A 15,176-nucleotide genomic window follows, 5' to 3' on the forward strand; every position below is an offset into this window, starting at 1 on the left:
CCCTCGCCGCGCGAATCGGCGTCAGAGCTTGGCGGTCTCCCGCTCGGCGGGAGGGCGGTCGAAGGCGCCGGGGTCGGCGGGGCCGCGTTCGTTGTCGCGGCGGGTGCGCAGGAGCGCGGGGATGAGGTTGACGAGGAGCCCGGCTATGGCGACTCCGGTGACGAGGTTGACGCCGGGACGGAAGGGGCCGAAGTCGTGGTCGCCGGCGGTGACACCGGTGGTGAGGGCGGTGACGACGGCGAGGATGAGCGCCGCGCCGACCTGGCCGGAGGTCTGTACGAGGCCGGAGGCGAGGCCCTGTTCGGAGTCGTCGATGCCTTCGGTGGCCTGGGCCATGATGGCGCTGAAGCCGAAGGCGAAGCCGCCGCCGAGCAGGAGCATCGCCGGCAGGGTGGTGACGGCGTAGCTCGGGGTGGTTCCGGCGGTGGTGAGGAACCAGACGTAGCCGAGGCTCAGCGACACCATGGACGCGATGAGGAACGGCGGTGTGCCGTACCGGTTGATGAGGCGTCCCATGAACGGCGATCCGAAGGCGACGACGAGGCCGGCGGGGAGCAGGCCGAGCGCCATGCGCAGGGCGGACCAGCCGAGCCCGTCCTGGAGGTACAGGGTCATCACGAACTGGAAGCTCATGTACGAGCCCATGAGCGCGACCATGCTCAGGTTGGCACGGACGACGGTGCCCACGCGCAGGATGCCGAACCGCACCAGCGGGTGCGCGATCCGCTTCTCGACGATGACGAACGTGATGAGCAGGATCGCGGCCAGGAGGATCGAGCCGAGGGTCAGCGGTGCCGTCCAGCCGTGCTCGGGCGCGGAGACGACGGTGTAGACGGCGAGCAGCATGCCGCCGCTGAGGGTGACGGCGCCGACGATGTCGTGGCCTCCGCTGTCGGCGGGCTTGTCGCGCGGGATGAGGAAGTAGCCGCCGACGAGGGCGAGGAGGGCCAGCGGCACGGGGATCAGGAAAGTCCAGCGCCATCCGACGCTGGTGAGCAGACCGCCCAGGATCAGGCCGGACGAGTACCCGCTCGCACCGAAGACGGAGAACACCGACAGCGCCCGGTTGCGTGCGGGGCCCTCGGGAAACGTCGTGGTCAGGATGGACAGGGCGGTCGGCGCGGTGAAGGCCGCGGCCAGACCCTTGATGAAGCGGCTTGCGATGAGGAGGCCGGCGCTGTCGACAAGTCCGCCGAGCAGGGAGGCGGCGGCGAAGACGGCGAGGGCGATGAGGAAGACGCGGCGGCGGCCGAGCAGGTCGGCGGTGCGGCCGCCGAGCATCATCAGGCCGCCGTACCCGAGCACATAGCCGTTGACGATCCACTGCAACGACGTTGCGGACAGGTCGAGTTCGTCGCCGATCGAGGGAAGGGCCACGCCGACCATCGACACGTCGAGGCCGTCGAGGAAGAGAACAAGGCACAGGACGGCGAGCACGCCCCAAAGGCGTGGGGTCCACTGCCCGGAAGAGGAGGAATCACCAGCAGAAGCATGGGAGTTGGCGCGGGCTGGGCCACCCGCGTACGCCTCGGATGTGGGGGACATGGCCATCAACTTATATGCACGTGCATTGAATGTCTACGCATAAAATGCAGGTGCACTAAATTCTCTTGCATGATATGGATGGACGGCGCTACCGTGTCGACATGAACGCCGAGGCCTCGCTGATCGACCAGTGGCGCACCCTGCTGTCCCGGTACAGCCGTGTGGCACACGAGCTCGATCGCGCACTCCAGGCCCGGCACTGCCTCACCATGAGCGACTACGAGATCCTCGACCGCCTGGTGGCCGCCGACGGCTGCAAGGCGCGCGTCCAGGAACTTGTCGGCGACCTCCACCTGAGCCAGAGCGCGATGTCCCGCGCCGTCGCCCGCCTGGAGAAGTGCGGCCTGGTCCAGCGGGCCATGTGCGACACCGACCGCCGCGGCGTCTTCGTCACCGCCACCGACGAGGGGCGCAGCGTCCACTCCGCCGCCCGCGACACGCAACTCGAAGTGCTGAAGCAGCAGTTGACGGCGCCTTAGCCCGAACGCCCGGAATGGGCCGGCGGGGCCGCGGCAGGGCGACTCCACCCCGAACGCGCCGCACTTTCACAGAACTTCGCATCCGCGACGGATTGCCCGCATACCGAGCGGGCAAGCTCTACGCACCCCACACGCGCCCCCGCACGCACCGGCCGGGGTGCGCCACGCCCCGCCCCCGTAAGGGCGCTTCGCCCCGAGGCCCGCCCACGGCCACGCTCCGCACCCGTCCGGCCCCTCTGCGCACGCCCCAGAGCAGCTTTCTGAAAAAAGTAGAATGGCACTTCCCAAACGCAAGAGTCCCGCTCTAATGTTTCCACCAGATCAACGGGCGGTGGCGGAGCGGGAGGCTTTCGGTGGCGAATGACGCGTTCGACGGTGTACGCGTGGTCGAGCTCGCGCAATGGGTGTTCGTGCCCGTCGCGGGTGCCCTCCTCGCGGATTGGGGCGCGGACGTCGTCCGGATCGAACGCCCCGAAGGCGACCCCTACCGGGGTCTGGCGACCCAGGGCATCGGCACCGACGGCAACGGCGTCAACCTCTCGGTGGCCCTGGCCAACCGCGGCAAGCGGTCCGTCGCGCTCGACCTGCGCACCGACGAGGGCCGCAAGCTGCTCGACAAGCTGCTGGAGACGGCCGACGTCTTCCTCACCAACTTCCGGCCGGGGGCGCTGCGCCGGCTCGGGCTCGACGCCGAGGAGCTGACTCGCCGCTTCCCGAAGCTGATCTACGCCCGAGGCCACGGCTACGGCGTCCGCGGACCGGACGCCGACCGGCCCGGCTACGACTCCTCCGCGTTCTGGGCGCAGGGCGGCATGGGCCATGTGCTGACGCCGCCGGAGCGCGAGTACCCGATCAGCCAGCGCGGCGCGATGGGCGACCGCAACGGGGCGATGGCCCTGGCGTTCGGTGTCTCGGCGGCGCTGCTGGGCCGCGAGCGCACCGGCAAGGGCTCGATCGTGGACGTCTCCCTGCTGGCCACCGCGATGTGGACGCTGTCGTCCGACGTGCTCTCGGCTCTGGCGGGCAACAAGCCGCGCGGCGTCTCCGGGCGCGGCGGCTCGGTCAACCCGCTTGTGGGGACGTACCGCACGAAGGACGAGCGGCACATCCAGCTCGTGTTCCTGGAGTCGGACCGCTACTGGGCCGACTTCTGCCGGCTCGTCGACCGCGAGGAACTCATCGCGGACCCGAGGTTCGTCGACCATGCGGCGCGCGGCAGGAACCGCGAGGAATGCGTCGCCGAACTCGAAGCGGTGTTCGCCCAGCGGACCTTCGAGGAATGGAAGTCGCTGCTGGCCGGGATCGACGCGCCGTGGGCACCCATCCAGGCGGTCGAGGAACTGCTCACCGACCCGCAGGTGTTGGCCAACGACTACATCGGCGAGGTCCGTACCGACGACGGCACGTCGTACAAACTCCCGGCTGTTCCCGTGCAGTTCGACCAGCGCGGCCCCGAGCTGCGGCCGGCGCCCGAACACGGCGAGCACACCGAGACCGTGATGCTCGAACTCGGGTACACCTGGGAGCAGATCGCCGAGCTCAAGGACGCGGGGGCCATCCCGTGACCAAGCAGTCCGTGACCGGCGAGCGACCGGCGAACCCCCGGCGCCCCCTGCCTGTTCCCGACGAGCGGTCGGCCCCCTACTGGGAGGCCGCGGCCCGCCACGTCCTGGTCCTCGCGCGCTGCGCGCGATGCCGGGCGTACGCAATGCCGCCGGACCAGACGTGTCCGCACTGCCGCAGCACCACACCGGAGTTCGCCTTCGAGCCGGTGTCGGGGCGGGGCAAGGTGCGGTCCTGGACCGTGATCCGCCAGTCGTCGCTGCCGGGCTTCGCCCAGGACGTCCCCTTCGTCCTCGTCGATGTGGAGCTGGACGAGCAGGCCGAACTGCGCATGATCGGCCGGCTCCTCGACGGGCCGGACGCGAAGCTGCACCTCGGCGACCGCGTGACCGTGGCGTTCGAGGACGTCGCCGACGGCGTCTCGATTCCCGCATTCGTGCTCGAACCGGTGGGAGGCGACTCATGAGCCCGCGGTTCGCCGCCCACCGCGAGGTGGCCGTCGTCGGGTACGCGCACAGCGACGTCGTACGCCACCACGACCGCCCCCTGGGCGCGCTCACCGTGGACACCGCCCGCGCGGCGGTCGCCGACGCGGGCCTGGAACCGAAGATGATCGACGGCTTCGTCGGCTCCGCGCTGTTCCCCAGCGCCGGGGCGCACGCCGCCGAAGACGGCGTCAGCCTCGTGACGCCCGCGTGGCTCGCCGAGCGCCTGGGCGGGAACGCGCGCTACGTCTCGGGTTTCCAGGGCATCGGCCAGATCCCCGGATCGGTCGCGCTCGCGGTCAACGCCATCGCGAGCGGCGCGGCGGACTACGTGGTGATGCACCGCGCGCTGCACAACCCGGCCGGCAGCTACCACGGCAACCCGATGACCGAGGTCGCCGGGTCGCAGCAATGGACCGCGCCGCAGGGCTACTTCGGCCCGCTGCCGATGATCGCGCTGCCGTACAACGAATATCTCCAGCGCTACGGCGCGAGCCGCGAGGCGATGGCGGCCACCGTGGTCGAGGCGCGCAAGAACGGGTCGCGGATTCCGTGGTCGTACTGGCACGGCAAGCCGCTGACGCGGGAGGAGTACCTCGCCGCGCCGATGATCAACGACCCGGTGTGCCGCTACGACTGCGACATCCCGGTCGACGGCGTCGCGGCATTCGTGTTCACGTCCGCCGAGCGGGCCCGCGACCTGCCGCACAAGCCGGTGTACGTGGACGGCTACGCCTTCAGCCCGCCCGCGCCCCGCAGGCTCCCGCTTCACTGGACGCTCGACGACATCATGAGCGCCGGCACCGAGACGGCCCGCCGCCTGTGGGAGAACACCGGCCTCGGCCCGGCGGACGTCGATCTGCCGCAGGTGTACGACGGGTTCTCCCCCTTCGTGTGGTTCTGGATGGAGGCACTGGGCCTGTGCCCGGTCGGCGAGGCGGCCCGGTTCATCCGGGACGGCGGGATCGACAGCGACGACCCGAACGCCCTGCCCGTGCTCTCCGGCGGCGGCGCGATCGGCAACGGCCGCATGCACGGCATCCCGCAAATGCTGGAGTGCTACCTCCAGTTGGCCGGCCGCGCCGGGGAACGGCAGCGCGAGCGGGCCTCCGTCGGCCTCGCGTGCCATTCCTCGCCCCATTTCGGGGGCGCAGTCGTCTACAGCGCCGAGCCCCGGTGAACCGGGCGCCCGCGCACGCCATCGAGTGCAGCGCCGCTTCGCGGCAGGAAGGGGAGGGGCCCGTGGGAGAGATCATCCCGGAGCGGCGCTCGTACGTCGCCGGCAAGTGGATCGAGGGCGACGAGATGCTCGCCGTCGAGAACCCCGCCGACGAGTCGCACGTGACGGACGTCTTCGTGACGCCGCTCGCGGAGATCGAGCGCGCCGTGACCGAGGCGCGCGACAGCTTCGACCGCGGCGTGTGGGCGGACCTTCCGGTGCGCGAACGCGCCCGGATCCTGGGCGACTTCCTCGACTACGTCGAAGGCGCGCGGGAGGCGATGATCGCCACGATGGTCGCCGAGGCCGGGCAGCCGCCGATGTTCGCGGAGCGCTCGCAGTTGGGCGGCGGGATGGCGGTGGCGCGCGGCGCGATCGACCTGTACCTGACGATGTCGCACGAGGAGGCCAACCCGGTTCCCGTCGACGACCTGGTGCGCGGCCGGGTCGCGCTCAGCCTCCGCCGCCACGAGCCGGTCGGTGTGGTCACCGCGATCACGCCCTACAACGGCGCGATCGTGATGGCGCTGCAAAAGATCATCCCGGCGCTGATCGCGGGCAACTCCGTGGTGCTGCGCCCGAGTCCGCTCACGCCGATCTCGTCGCTGATCTTCGGTGCCGCGGCCGACGCGGCCGGGCTGCCGCCCGGCGTGCTGAGCGTCGTCGTCGAAGGCGGCGCGGCCGGCGCGCAGTTGCTGACCAGCCACCCGGCGATCGACATGGTGTCGTTCACCGGCTCCACCACGGTCGGCAGGCAGATCCTCGCGCAGGGCGCGCCGACGGTGAAGCGCGTCGCGCTGGAACTGGGCGGCAAGTCGGCGCAGATCTACCTCGACGACGCCGTGGACAAGGCCGCGGCCGGTGCCATGGGCGTAGTCGCGATGACGGCCGGGCAGGCGTGCGTCGCCGCGACGCGGATGCTCGTGCCCGAAGACCGCAAGGACGAGGTCGTCGCTGCGGTGAGCGCCGCGTACGCCAGGATCAAGGTCGGCCACCCCACCGGGGAGGGCACCATGATGGGCCCGGTCATCAGCGGCCCGCAGCGCGAGCGCTGCGAGCGGTTCGTGGCCCTCGCGGTCGAGCACGGCGGCAAGGTGGCGTTCGGCGGCGGCCGGCCGGCCGGTCTGGAGCGCGGCTACTACTTCGAGCCGACCGTCCTCGATCTGCCGGACAACGGCAACCCGGCGGCGCAGGAGGAGATCTTCGGCCCGGTCATCTCGATCATCGGCTACCGGGACGTCGACGACGCCGTACGCATCGCCAACGACAGCCCGTACGGCCTGTCCGGCCAGGTGTACGGCGCCGACACCGCCGCGGCCACGGCCGTCGCGCGGCGGCTGCGCACCGGCGCGGTCAACGTCAACACCGCCGTCTTCAGCGCCTACGCCCCCGGCGGCGGCTACAAGCAGAGCGGCCTCGGCCGCGAGCGCGGATACGACGGCATCCGCGCATTCCAGGAAGTCAAGCACGTGGTGATCGGCGAACTGCGATGAGCTCGCCCGGACCCGAAGGAGCAGGCGTGTCCGCCAACCTCAACCTCGACTGGCTGATCTCGGTCGACGACCATGTCCTCGAACCGCCCACCCTGTGGACGGACCGCCTCCCGAAGAAGGACCACGACCGCGCCCCGCACATGGAGTTCGACGACACGGGTCTGGACTTCTGGGTGTACGACGGCAAGAAGTTCCCCAGCTCCGGCCTGAGCGCCGTGGCGGGCAAGTCCAAGGAGGAGTTCAGCTACGAGCCCCTCCCCTACAGCGAGATGCGGCCCGGCTGCTACGACGCGGCGGCGCGCATCGAGGACATGGACCGCGCGGGCATCCTCGCCTCGCTGTGCTTCCCGACGGTCACCCGGTTCTGCGGCCAGTTGTTCATGGAGGCCAGCGACCGCGAGTTCGGCCTGACCTGCCTCAAGGTCTACAACGACTGGATGATCGAGGACTGGTGCGGGGCCGCGCCCGGCCGCTACATCCCGCTCGTCCTCATCCCCCTGTGGGACCCGAAGCTCGCGGTCGAGGAGCTGGAGCGCACGGCCGCGAAGGGCGCGACGTCGTTCGCGTTCTCGGAGAACCCGGCTCCGCTGGGTCTGCCGACCATCCACGACGCGAACCGCTACTGGGACCCGGTGTTCAAGGCGGCGAACGACCTGGAGATGGTCGTGTCGATGCACGTCGGCTCCTCGTCGACGGTGCCGCAGATCTCGCCGGACGCGCCGTTCCTTGCGAACCTGGCGTGGGGTGCCACGCGTACCTCGGGCGCGATGCTGTCGTGGCTGTTCAGCGGCGTCTTCCAGCGCTTCCCGAAGCTGAAGATCGCGCTGTCCGAGGGCGAGATCGGCTGGATGCCGTACTTCCTGGAGCGCGCCGAGCAGGTCCTCGACAAGCAGCGCCACTGGGTCAAGAAGGGCGTCCGGTTCAACGACCACGCCAACGCCGACGGGGTCGACCTGGACACGCTGGACATCCGGCAGACGTTCCGGGACCACATCTACGGCTGCTTCATCGACGACGTCCACGGCATCGCCAGCATCGACGAGATCGGCGAGGACAACATCATGTGCGAGACGGACTACCCGCACTCCGACTCCACCTGGCCGGACTGCATCACGGTCGTCAAGGACCGCATCAAGCACCTTCCGGAGGAGACGCAGTACAAGCTCCTGCGCGGCAACGCCGAGAAGCTGTACCGCTTCACGCCGGCCGAGCCGCCCGTCCTCGCGAAGGCCTGACGTGTCCGCAGCACCTGATTCGGGATCGTCCGGCTGGACGGTGACCGTGGACCGGGACCGGTGCCTCGGCAGCGGTATCTGCGTCCTGTACGCCCCGGAGACCTTCACCCACGACGACGAGGCGAAAGCCGTCGTCGTGGGTGAAGGAGACCCGCTCGACGCGCTGCAGACCGCGGCGGAGGGCTGCCCGACGGGGGCCATTCATCTGCACGAAACGACCGCTGGGGAAAAGGGGTGAGCCGCATGTCCGTTGCAAGCAGGCCGGCGCTGGACGGAAAGTCCGCGATCGTCACCGGCGCCGGCTCCGGCGTCGGCGCGGCCTCGGCGCTGCGCTTCGCCGAGGAGGGGGCCAAGGTCGTCTGTGCCGACATCCGCCTCGACCTCGCCGAGGAGACCGTGCGCCGGATCGAGAAGGCCGGTGGCACCGCCACCGCCGTCGCGGCCGATGTCTCCAAGGAGGACGACGTCATCGCGATGATCGCGGCGGCGGTCGACCGGTTCGGCCGGCTCGACATCCTCTTCAACAACGCCGGGATCCCCACGCCGCGCCTGGGCGCGAAGCTGGAGGACCACACCGCGGAGGACTTCGAGCGCCTGGTCGGCGTCAACTTCGGCGGCATTTTCTTCGGCAGCAAGCACGCCGTCATCCAGTTCAAGAAGCAGGGCGGCGGCGGGGTCATCCTCAACACCGGCTCGGTCGCGGGCCTGGTCGCGTGGGGCGGGTCGGTGTACGGCGCCACCAAGGGCGCGGTCCACCAGCTCACCCGCGCGGTCGCCATCGAGGGCGCGCCGTTCGGGATCCGGGCCAACGCGATCGGCCCGGCCGGGATGCCCGCAACCAACTTCATGGCGGCCGGCGGGCTCCCCGCCGACGCCGTGGCCAGCGAGAAAACGACACAGCAGGTCGCCGCGTCGCACCCGCTGGGCCGCGCGATCACCGCCGAGGACTGTGCGGAGGCCGCCGTCTTCCTGGTGTCCGATCGGGCCCTCAACATCACCGGCGTCATCGTGCCGGTCGACGGCGGATACGTGGCGAGGTGACGACATGAAGGCCACCAAGGAGTCTTTGGACCGCGCGCGCGTGCAGGAGCTGTTCGACCTGCGCAGCTCGTACCTCGCGGCGGTCGGCGGCGGATACGAGGGCGACCCGTATCCGGTGTGGGAGCGGCTGCGCGCGCAGGCCGACGTGCACCCGGGCACGGTCCACGAGCTGACCGGGTACGACGGGCCGGCGAACTTCCAGGGCCTGCCCTACCCGGACCGCCCGCACTTCTCGACGTTCACCTACGCGGCCTGCGACGCCGCGTACCGCAACGCCGACGTGTTCGCCGCCTCGCCGACACCCGTCGACCCGATCGGCGACGACCTGGCGGTCAGCAACAGCATGCTGTCGATGGGCGGTCAGCAGCACCGCCGCTACCGCGCGCTGGTGCAGCCGTCGTTCGTGCCGAACAAGGCCGAGTGGTGGATCCGCAACTGGATCGAGGAGACCGTCGACCTGCTGATCGACAGCTTCGTCGACGACGGGCGCGCCGAGCTGAACGTGGACTTCTGCGCCGCGATCCCGGTGCTCACGATCACCGGCAGCTTCGGCGTGCCGGTCGAGAAGGCCCTCGACATCCGGGCCGCGCTGCGCGACCCGGACACGATCGTGGACATCCTGCGGCCGATCGTCGCCGCCCGGCGCGAGCAGCCCGAGAACGACCTGATCAGCGTGCTCGTCGAAGCCGAGATGAAGGACGAGGACGGTGTCGCGCACCGGCTGTCCGACAACGAGATCTACTCGTTCGCGCTGCTTCTGCTGACTGCCGGGTCCGGAACGACGTGGAAGCAGATGGGCATCACGCTGACCGCGCTGCTCCAGCGCCCCGAGGTGCTGAACGCGGTGCGCGAGGACCGCACGCTGCTCAAGCCGGCGATCGAGGAAGCGCTGCGGTGGACGCCGACCGACCCGATGTTCTCCCGCTTCGTCATGGAGGACGTCGACTTCCACGGCACGCACCTGCCCAAGGGCTCCGTGCTGCACCTTTGCATCGGCGCCGCCAACCGCGATCCCGCGCGGTGGGACAATCCCGATGAGTTCGACATCCACCGGCGCGTGCGTCCGTCGTTCGCGTTCGGCGGGGGCGCCCACGTGTGCCTCGGCATGCACGTCGCCCGGGCCGAGATGCGGATCGGGATCGGCAGGCTGCTCGACCGGCTCCCGAACCTGCGGCTCGACCCGGACGCCGAGCAACCGCGCTTCATCGGCCTGTACGAGCGGGGCGCGACCGAGATCCCCGTCGTCTTCGGATGACACGCCGGCTGTGTACGTCGATTTGAGTACGTCGATTTGGGAGGCACGAAGATGACTGAGCCCGGCTACCAGAAGCCCGACCTGGCACTGCTCGGCGCCGAACACGTGGCCCGGTACCGGGAGACGAACGGCGAGGTCGGCTACGAGTGGAACGGCGTGTCGACGCTCCTGCTGACCACGACCGGACGCAAGAGCGGCCAGGCCCGCACCAACGCCCTGATCTTCGGCCGCGACGGCGACGACTACCTCGTCGTCGCCTCCCGCGGCGGGGCGCCGAAGCACCCCGACTGGTTCTTCAACCTCCAGGCGAACCCGGAGGCGGAGATCCAGGTCAAGGCCGAGCACATCCGCGTGACCGCCCACGCCGTGACGGAGGGGGCGGAGCGGGACCGCCTGTGGAAGATCGTCACCGGCTACTGGCCGAACTACGACGCCTACCAGACGCGCACCGACCGGGTCATCCCCGTCGTGGTGCTGCGCCCGGTGCGCGGGGGCGACAGCGCATGACCGCCGCGAACACAACGCCCGCCGCCGACGCGGGGCCGCCCCGCGCGGCGGCCGGGGGTCCCGAGGCCGCACGGCCTCGGGGCTCCTGGGCGGACCGTGCCGCGGAGCGCTCGCCGGCCGTGCAGCGGTCCCGGGCGCGCAGCGAGCAGCAGGTACGGGCGATCATCGGGGCGGCGCGTCGGCTGACGACGACGAAGGGGACCGCCTTCACCACCTCCGACCTGACCAAGGAATCGGGGGTGGCGCTTCAGACGATCTACCGCCACTTCGCCGGCAAGGACCAGATCCTGCTCGCCGTCGTGGAGGAGCTGATCGCCGAACAAGCGGAACGCGCCGAGAAGTTGGCGCGGCATCTGCCCGACCCGGTGTCGCGCCTGCGGTACTACGTCATCGGCACCCTGGACTCGCTGCGCCACGCCACGAACCTGACCGGTGCGCAGTTCATGGTCGCCGAGCACTGGCGCCTGCACCAGCTCTTCCCCGACGAGATCGCCGCAGCGAACGAGCCGTACGCGCATCTGGTCGCGGCGGAGCTGCGCGAGGCGGCCGAGCAGGGGCTGCTGCGCCCGCGGGACCCGGACTGGGACGCGTGGTTCGTCATAAAGCTCGTGATGTCGACGTACCACCACTACGCGTTCGCGACCGCGAGCGAACGGGTCGACGACATCCTCGAACACCTCTGGGGCTTCTGCCTCCAAGCGTTCGGCAGTCGTGTCGAGGATCACACGACCGTCGATTTCTCCGGCCTCCTGGAGCAGTTCCGGGCCCCGGAATTCAGCAGATTGAAGGAGGCGGAGCAAGAATGAGCGAAGCGGCGATCTTCGCGAAGGGCCGTGACCTGGAGGCCGCGGCGACCGCGCTGCGTCCGTGGCTGGCCGAACGGCTCGGCGTCGCGGACGTCGAACTGGCGAACCTCGTCTACCCGGTGGGCGCCGGCGTGTCCAACGAGACGATCTTGTTCGACGCGCGGTCCGGGGACCGCGTCGAGGAGTTCGTGCTGCGCATCGCCCCGCGCCGCGAGCACCAGATGTTCCTGGACCCGCGGTTCCGGATGCAGTACGACATGCTCGTCACGCTGCGCCGCCTGGGCACCGTGCGGGTCCCGGAGGCCCCGTGGTTCGAGGAGGACCCCGGGATCCTGGGCCAGCCGTTCTACCTCATGCGCCGCATGCGCGGCCGGGTGCCGGTGAGCATGCCCGTGTACAACAAGGAGGGCTGGCTGACCGAGGCCACGCCCGCCCAGCGGCGGACCGCGTGGGAGAGCGCGATGCGTCAGCTCGCCGCGATCCACTCGCTCCCCGTGGAGGAGTTCGCATTCGTCCACCGGCCGGAGCAGGGGGCGCCCGGCGACGAGCAACAGCTCACCTACTGGAGCGAGTTCGCGGCCTGGGCGCTTGAGGACGAGGTCCCGGACGTCGTGCACACGCTGTTCGAGTGGCTGAAGGCCAACCGCCCGGCCACATGTCGGCCGGGTCTGTCCTGGGGCGACGCCCGTATCGGCAACATGATGTTCGGCGACGATTTCGAGGTCGTCGGCGTCATGGACTGGGAACAGGCGTCGCTGGGCGGCCCGATGGCCGACCTCGGCTGGTGGCTGCTCTTCGACAACATGCACAGCACCGCGCAGGGCATCACGCGGCTCGATGGCCTCGGCACCCGGCAGGAAACCCTCGACCTCTGGCAGGAACTGACCGGACGTCAGGTCGAAGATCTGGACTGGCACGAGGCGTTCGCCGGGGTGAAGGCGGGACTGCTGGGCCTGCACTCGCGTCGTTCGATGAATCTGCCGAGGTCCGGCCGACCGAGTCCGTGGCTGGGACGGGCGTGTGAACTGGCCGGCATCGACATGACGCTGGAGATGTCATGACCCTGCCCGGCGGCGTCGCGCCGGCCGACGAAGCGGTGGTCCTCTCGCCGGAGTGGCTCACGGCCCTCCTGGGCGAGCGCCACCCGGGTGCCGTCGTCACCAACGTGGAGGTCACCGAGCGCATCGAGACCGTCGCCACCAAGGTGCGGTTCCACGTCGAATACGCCGAGGAGGTGGCCGGCGCGCCGACCGCCCTGTGCGCGAAGGGTTACTTCAACCCGGACACGCGTCGGCGGGGATCGCCGCGCCAGGAGGCCGACTTCTACCGGTTGTTCGCGAACGACCTTCCGGTGCGCACCCCGCCGTGGGTGCACGCCGCCATCGACGAGGAGACCGGCCACCCGCTCGTCGTGATGCGCGACCTGGTGCCCGACGGCGTACGCTTCGGCGATCCGCTCGCCGGCTTCACCCCCGAGCAGGCGGCCGGCGCGCTGGACCAGATCGCGGCGCTGCACGCGGCGACGACGGGCGAGGCGAAGGCCGACGAGTGGGCCGCGGTGTTCCCGCCCCGGCTGACCTCGCTGGCCAAGTACTTCACCGCCGAGAGGCTTCAGGCGCAACTCGACGACGGGCGTGCGGAAGGAGCCCCGGCCGAAGTGCTCGACGGGGCGCGGCTGCACGCGGCGATGGGCGCGATGGCCCGGATCGGCGCCGACCTGCCGCGCTGCCTGGTGCACGGCGACGTGCACACCGGGAACATGTACACCACCGCCGACGGCGAGCCCGGCATCATCGACTGGCAGGTCGTGCAGTACGGCGCGTGGGCGCTCGACGTCGCGTACCACATGGCGTCGGTGCTGGACCCCGACGACCTCGCGGAGGCCGAGCGGGGGCTGCTCGACCACTATCTCGACCGGCTCGCCGCGCACGGGGGCACGCCTCCGACGCGTGACGAGGCGTGGCGGGCGTACCGGGAGCACCTCCCGTACGGCTACTACATGTGGGGCATCACCCGAAACGTCCACCGGCCGATCACCGAGCGCCACACCCGGCGCCTGGCGCACGCGGTGGCGCGGCACGGCAGCCTCGACCTGCTCGGGGTCTGAGTTCGAACAAGCGCACGTCGGGGGGCGGTGGGCGCGTCCGTTGCCGGGTCATCCGGGAACGACCCGCCCCCGCACCGGCAAGTGAACGCTGCACGCACAACAACCTTGCGGACGAGATCCCCGGCTTCGGCGCGGGACCGGCGGTCCGACGAGTGGGTTCGGTGAGGAGGAGAAGGCCATGGACGGCCAAGTCAGCAATGTTCGGCGGATTCGCGAACTCGCGGCGTCGTGCACGGGCGAGGTGGTGTTCTGCCACGTCGCCCTGGACGGCGGCGAAAGCGCTTTCACCTGGCGCGAGTTGGACCGGCGGTCGGACCAACTCGCCGGCGCGCTGGCCGAACGGGGACTCGGGCTGGGCGACCGCCTGGGCCTGGCGCTGCGCAACTCGCCGCAGTTCGTGCTGGGTGTGTTCGCGGCGTGGAAGCTGGGCGCGGTGCCGGTGCCGATCCGCTGGGACCTCCCCGACTGGGAGCTCGCCCGGCTGCGCGAGGTCGTCGACGCCCGCGTGCACCTGGGTGCCGACGACCTGACGTGGATCGACGCGACCGCCGAGGCGGACGTACCGGATCTGCCCGAAGTGGTGTCGCCGAGCGCCCACGGCATATGCAGCAGCGGGTCCACGGGCACGCCGAAGGTCATCATCAGCCTGCTTCCGGCGCTCCACAACCCGCTGTTCAGCAGGCCGCTGATGGAGAACTGGAGGCCGGTGCCGCGCCCCCAGAAGATCCTCGTCCTGGCGCCGATGTACCACGCCAACGGGCTGACCACGTTGTTCGGTCTCCTGTCGGGCGACGGGATGGTGGTGATGGAGAAGTTCGACGCGGCCCGCGTCGTGGACGTCGTCGAACGCCACCGCGTCACCACGTTCACCGCGACGCCGACCATGCTCCAGCGGATCGCCGACCTGCCCGGCGTCGACGAGCGCGACCTGTCCAGCCTGGAGTGGTTCGTCCAGGGGGCCGCGCCGATGCCGCCGTCGCTGGTGCACCGGTGGGCGGACCTGGTCGGCGCCGAACGCATCGTGATGGCGTNTTCGTCCAGGGGGCCGCGCCGATGCCGCCGTCGCTGGTGCACCGGTGGGCGGACCTGGTCGGCGCCGAACGCATCGTGATGGCGTACGGCATGACCGAGGGGCTGGGGCTCACCGCGATCCGCGGCGACGAGTGGATGAAGCACCAAGGCAGCGTGGGCCGTCCCCTGCGCTCCACCGAGATCCGCATCCTCGACCCCGACGGCAACGAGCTGCCGGCCGGCGAGGTCGGCGACGTGTACATGCGGTCGGCGTCTTACGGCGGCTACAAGTACCTCGGTGACGCGCCCGAGCTCAAGCGGACCGAGGAAGGGTTCCAGACGGCCGGCGACGTCGGCTACCTCGACGAGGAGGGCTACCTCTACCTCCTGGACCGCCGCGTCGACATGATCATCTCGGGTGGCGCGAACG

16 protein-coding genes are annotated in these 15,176 nt (G+C 70.5%); 15 read left to right on the forward strand and 1 reads right to left on the reverse strand.

The window, feature by feature from the left end; all coding sequences use genetic code 11:
- Nucleotides 1–21: 21 nt before the first annotated feature.
- Nucleotides 22–1,386, reverse strand: coding sequence for an MFS transporter (locus ACRX5W_RS32150; protein ID WP_436791941.1), 1,365 nt, complete (start codon nucleotides 1,384–1,386; stop codon nucleotides 22–24).
- Between the two features lie 260 nt (nucleotides 1,387–1,646).
- Between ACRX5W_RS32150 and ACRX5W_RS32155 the strand changes: the two genes are divergently transcribed.
- From ACRX5W_RS32155 to ACRX5W_RS32225, 15 genes are all read left to right on the forward strand, one after another.
- On the forward strand, nucleotides 1,647–2,024 hold the full coding sequence (locus tag ACRX5W_RS32155; protein ID WP_436791926.1) for a MarR family winged helix-turn-helix transcriptional regulator: 378 nt from the start codon (nucleotides 1,647–1,649) through the stop codon (nucleotides 2,022–2,024).
- Between the two features lie 353 nt (nucleotides 2,025–2,377).
- Nucleotides 2,378–3,589: a CaiB/BaiF CoA transferase family protein gene (locus tag ACRX5W_RS32160; protein ID WP_436791927.1), complete on the forward strand. Its 1,212-nt coding sequence runs from the start codon at nucleotides 2,378–2,380 to the stop codon at nucleotides 3,587–3,589.
- A complete protein-coding gene (locus ACRX5W_RS32165) occupies nucleotides 3,586–4,053 on the forward strand; it encodes a Zn-ribbon domain-containing OB-fold protein (RefSeq protein WP_436791928.1) in 468 nt (155 codons plus the stop codon). Before ACRX5W_RS32160 ends, ACRX5W_RS32165 begins: the two co-directional genes overlap by 4 nt.
- A complete protein-coding gene (locus ACRX5W_RS32170) occupies nucleotides 4,050–5,252 on the forward strand; it encodes a thiolase family protein (RefSeq protein WP_436791929.1) in 1,203 nt (400 codons plus the stop codon). Before ACRX5W_RS32165 ends, ACRX5W_RS32170 begins: the two co-directional genes overlap by 4 nt.
- Before the next feature lie 62 nt (nucleotides 5,253–5,314).
- Nucleotides 5,315–6,784, forward strand: coding sequence for an aldehyde dehydrogenase family protein (locus ACRX5W_RS32175; RefSeq protein ID WP_436791930.1), 1,470 nt, complete (start codon nucleotides 5,315–5,317; stop codon nucleotides 6,782–6,784).
- Nucleotides 6,785–6,810: 26 nt separating this feature from the next.
- A complete protein-coding gene (locus ACRX5W_RS32180) occupies nucleotides 6,811–8,019 on the forward strand; it encodes an amidohydrolase family protein (RefSeq protein WP_436791931.1) in 1,209 nt (402 codons plus the stop codon).
- A gap of 1 nt (nucleotide 8,020) precedes the next feature.
- Nucleotides 8,021–8,257 carry a ferredoxin gene (locus ACRX5W_RS32185; protein WP_436791932.1) on the forward strand — a complete coding sequence of 79 codons (237 nt, stop codon included), beginning with the start codon at nucleotides 8,021–8,023 and terminating at the stop codon, nucleotides 8,255–8,257.
- 5 nt (nucleotides 8,258–8,262) lie between these two features.
- On the forward strand, nucleotides 8,263–9,060 hold the full coding sequence (locus ACRX5W_RS32190) for an SDR family NAD(P)-dependent oxidoreductase (protein WP_436791933.1): 798 nt from the start codon (nucleotides 8,263–8,265) through the stop codon (nucleotides 9,058–9,060).
- Between the two features lie 4 nt (nucleotides 9,061–9,064).
- The gene (locus tag ACRX5W_RS32195) at nucleotides 9,065–10,315 is read left to right on the forward strand and encodes a cytochrome P450 (protein WP_436791934.1); all 1,251 of its coding nucleotides are present in this window, start codon (nucleotides 9,065–9,067) and stop codon (nucleotides 10,313–10,315) included.
- A gap of 51 nt (nucleotides 10,316–10,366) precedes the next feature.
- Nucleotides 10,367–10,822 (forward strand): nitroreductase family deazaflavin-dependent oxidoreductase, encoded by a 456-nt coding sequence (locus tag ACRX5W_RS32200; protein ID WP_436791935.1) that lies wholly within the window; start codon nucleotides 10,367–10,369, stop codon nucleotides 10,820–10,822.
- The gene (locus ACRX5W_RS32205; RefSeq protein ID WP_436791936.1) at nucleotides 10,819–11,628 is read left to right on the forward strand and encodes a TetR/AcrR family transcriptional regulator; all 810 of its coding nucleotides are present in this window, start codon (nucleotides 10,819–10,821) and stop codon (nucleotides 11,626–11,628) included. The genes ACRX5W_RS32200 and ACRX5W_RS32205 overlap by 4 nt, the downstream gene beginning before the upstream one ends.
- Nucleotides 11,625–12,689 carry a phosphotransferase family protein gene (locus ACRX5W_RS32210; RefSeq protein ID WP_436791937.1) on the forward strand — a complete coding sequence of 355 codons (1,065 nt, stop codon included), beginning with the start codon at nucleotides 11,625–11,627 and terminating at the stop codon, nucleotides 12,687–12,689. Before ACRX5W_RS32205 ends, ACRX5W_RS32210 begins: the two co-directional genes overlap by 4 nt.
- Nucleotides 12,686–13,735 carry a phosphotransferase family protein gene (locus ACRX5W_RS32215; RefSeq protein ID WP_436791938.1) on the forward strand — a complete coding sequence of 350 codons (1,050 nt, stop codon included), beginning with the start codon at nucleotides 12,686–12,688 and terminating at the stop codon, nucleotides 13,733–13,735. The genes ACRX5W_RS32210 and ACRX5W_RS32215 overlap by 4 nt, the downstream gene beginning before the upstream one ends.
- Before the next feature lie 178 nt (nucleotides 13,736–13,913).
- Nucleotides 13,914–14,846, forward strand: a complete 933-nt coding sequence (locus ACRX5W_RS32220) for a class I adenylate-forming enzyme family protein (RefSeq protein ID WP_436791939.1) — start codon at nucleotides 13,914–13,916, stop codon at nucleotides 14,844–14,846.
- Nucleotides 14,789–15,176, forward strand: a 388-nt coding sequence (locus ACRX5W_RS32225) for an AMP-binding protein (protein ID WP_436791940.1), incomplete at its 3' end; no start/stop codon positions are given. The genes ACRX5W_RS32220 and ACRX5W_RS32225, both read left to right, overlap by 58 nt.

The sequence above is a fragment of the Yinghuangia sp. YIM S10712 genome, from assembly GCF_051388935.1.
Lineage (GTDB): Bacteria > Actinomycetota > Actinomycetes > Streptomycetales > Streptomycetaceae > Yinghuangia.

Bases quoted from the DNA above. Each gene is read 5' to 3' on its own strand.
- ACRX5W_RS32150 (WP_436791941.1), bottom strand. From the start codon at position 1,386: ATGGTCGGCGTGGCCCTTCCCTCGATCGGCGACGAACTCGACCTGTCC.
- ACRX5W_RS32155 (WP_436791926.1), top strand. From the start codon at position 1,647: ATGAACGCCGAGGCCTCGCTGATCGACCAGTGGCGCACCCTGCTGTCC.
- ACRX5W_RS32170 (WP_436791929.1), top strand. From the start codon at position 4,050: ATGAGCCCGCGGTTCGCCGCCCACCGCGAGGTGGCCGTCGTCGGGTAC.
- ACRX5W_RS32190 (WP_436791933.1), top strand. From the start codon at position 8,263: ATGTCCGTTGCAAGCAGGCCGGCGCTGGACGGAAAGTCCGCGATCGTC.
- ACRX5W_RS32195 (WP_436791934.1), top strand. From the start codon at position 9,065: ATGAAGGCCACCAAGGAGTCTTTGGACCGCGCGCGCGTGCAGGAGCTG.
- ACRX5W_RS32200 (WP_436791935.1), top strand. From the start codon at position 10,367: ATGACTGAGCCCGGCTACCAGAAGCCCGACCTGGCACTGCTCGGCGCC.
- ACRX5W_RS32205 (WP_436791936.1), top strand. From the start codon at position 10,819: ATGACCGCCGCGAACACAACGCCCGCCGCCGACGCGGGGCCGCCCCGC.
- ACRX5W_RS32210 (WP_436791937.1), top strand. From the start codon at position 11,625: ATGAGCGAAGCGGCGATCTTCGCGAAGGGCCGTGACCTGGAGGCCGCG.
- ACRX5W_RS32215 (WP_436791938.1), top strand. From the start codon at position 12,686: ATGACCCTGCCCGGCGGCGTCGCGCCGGCCGACGAAGCGGTGGTCCTC.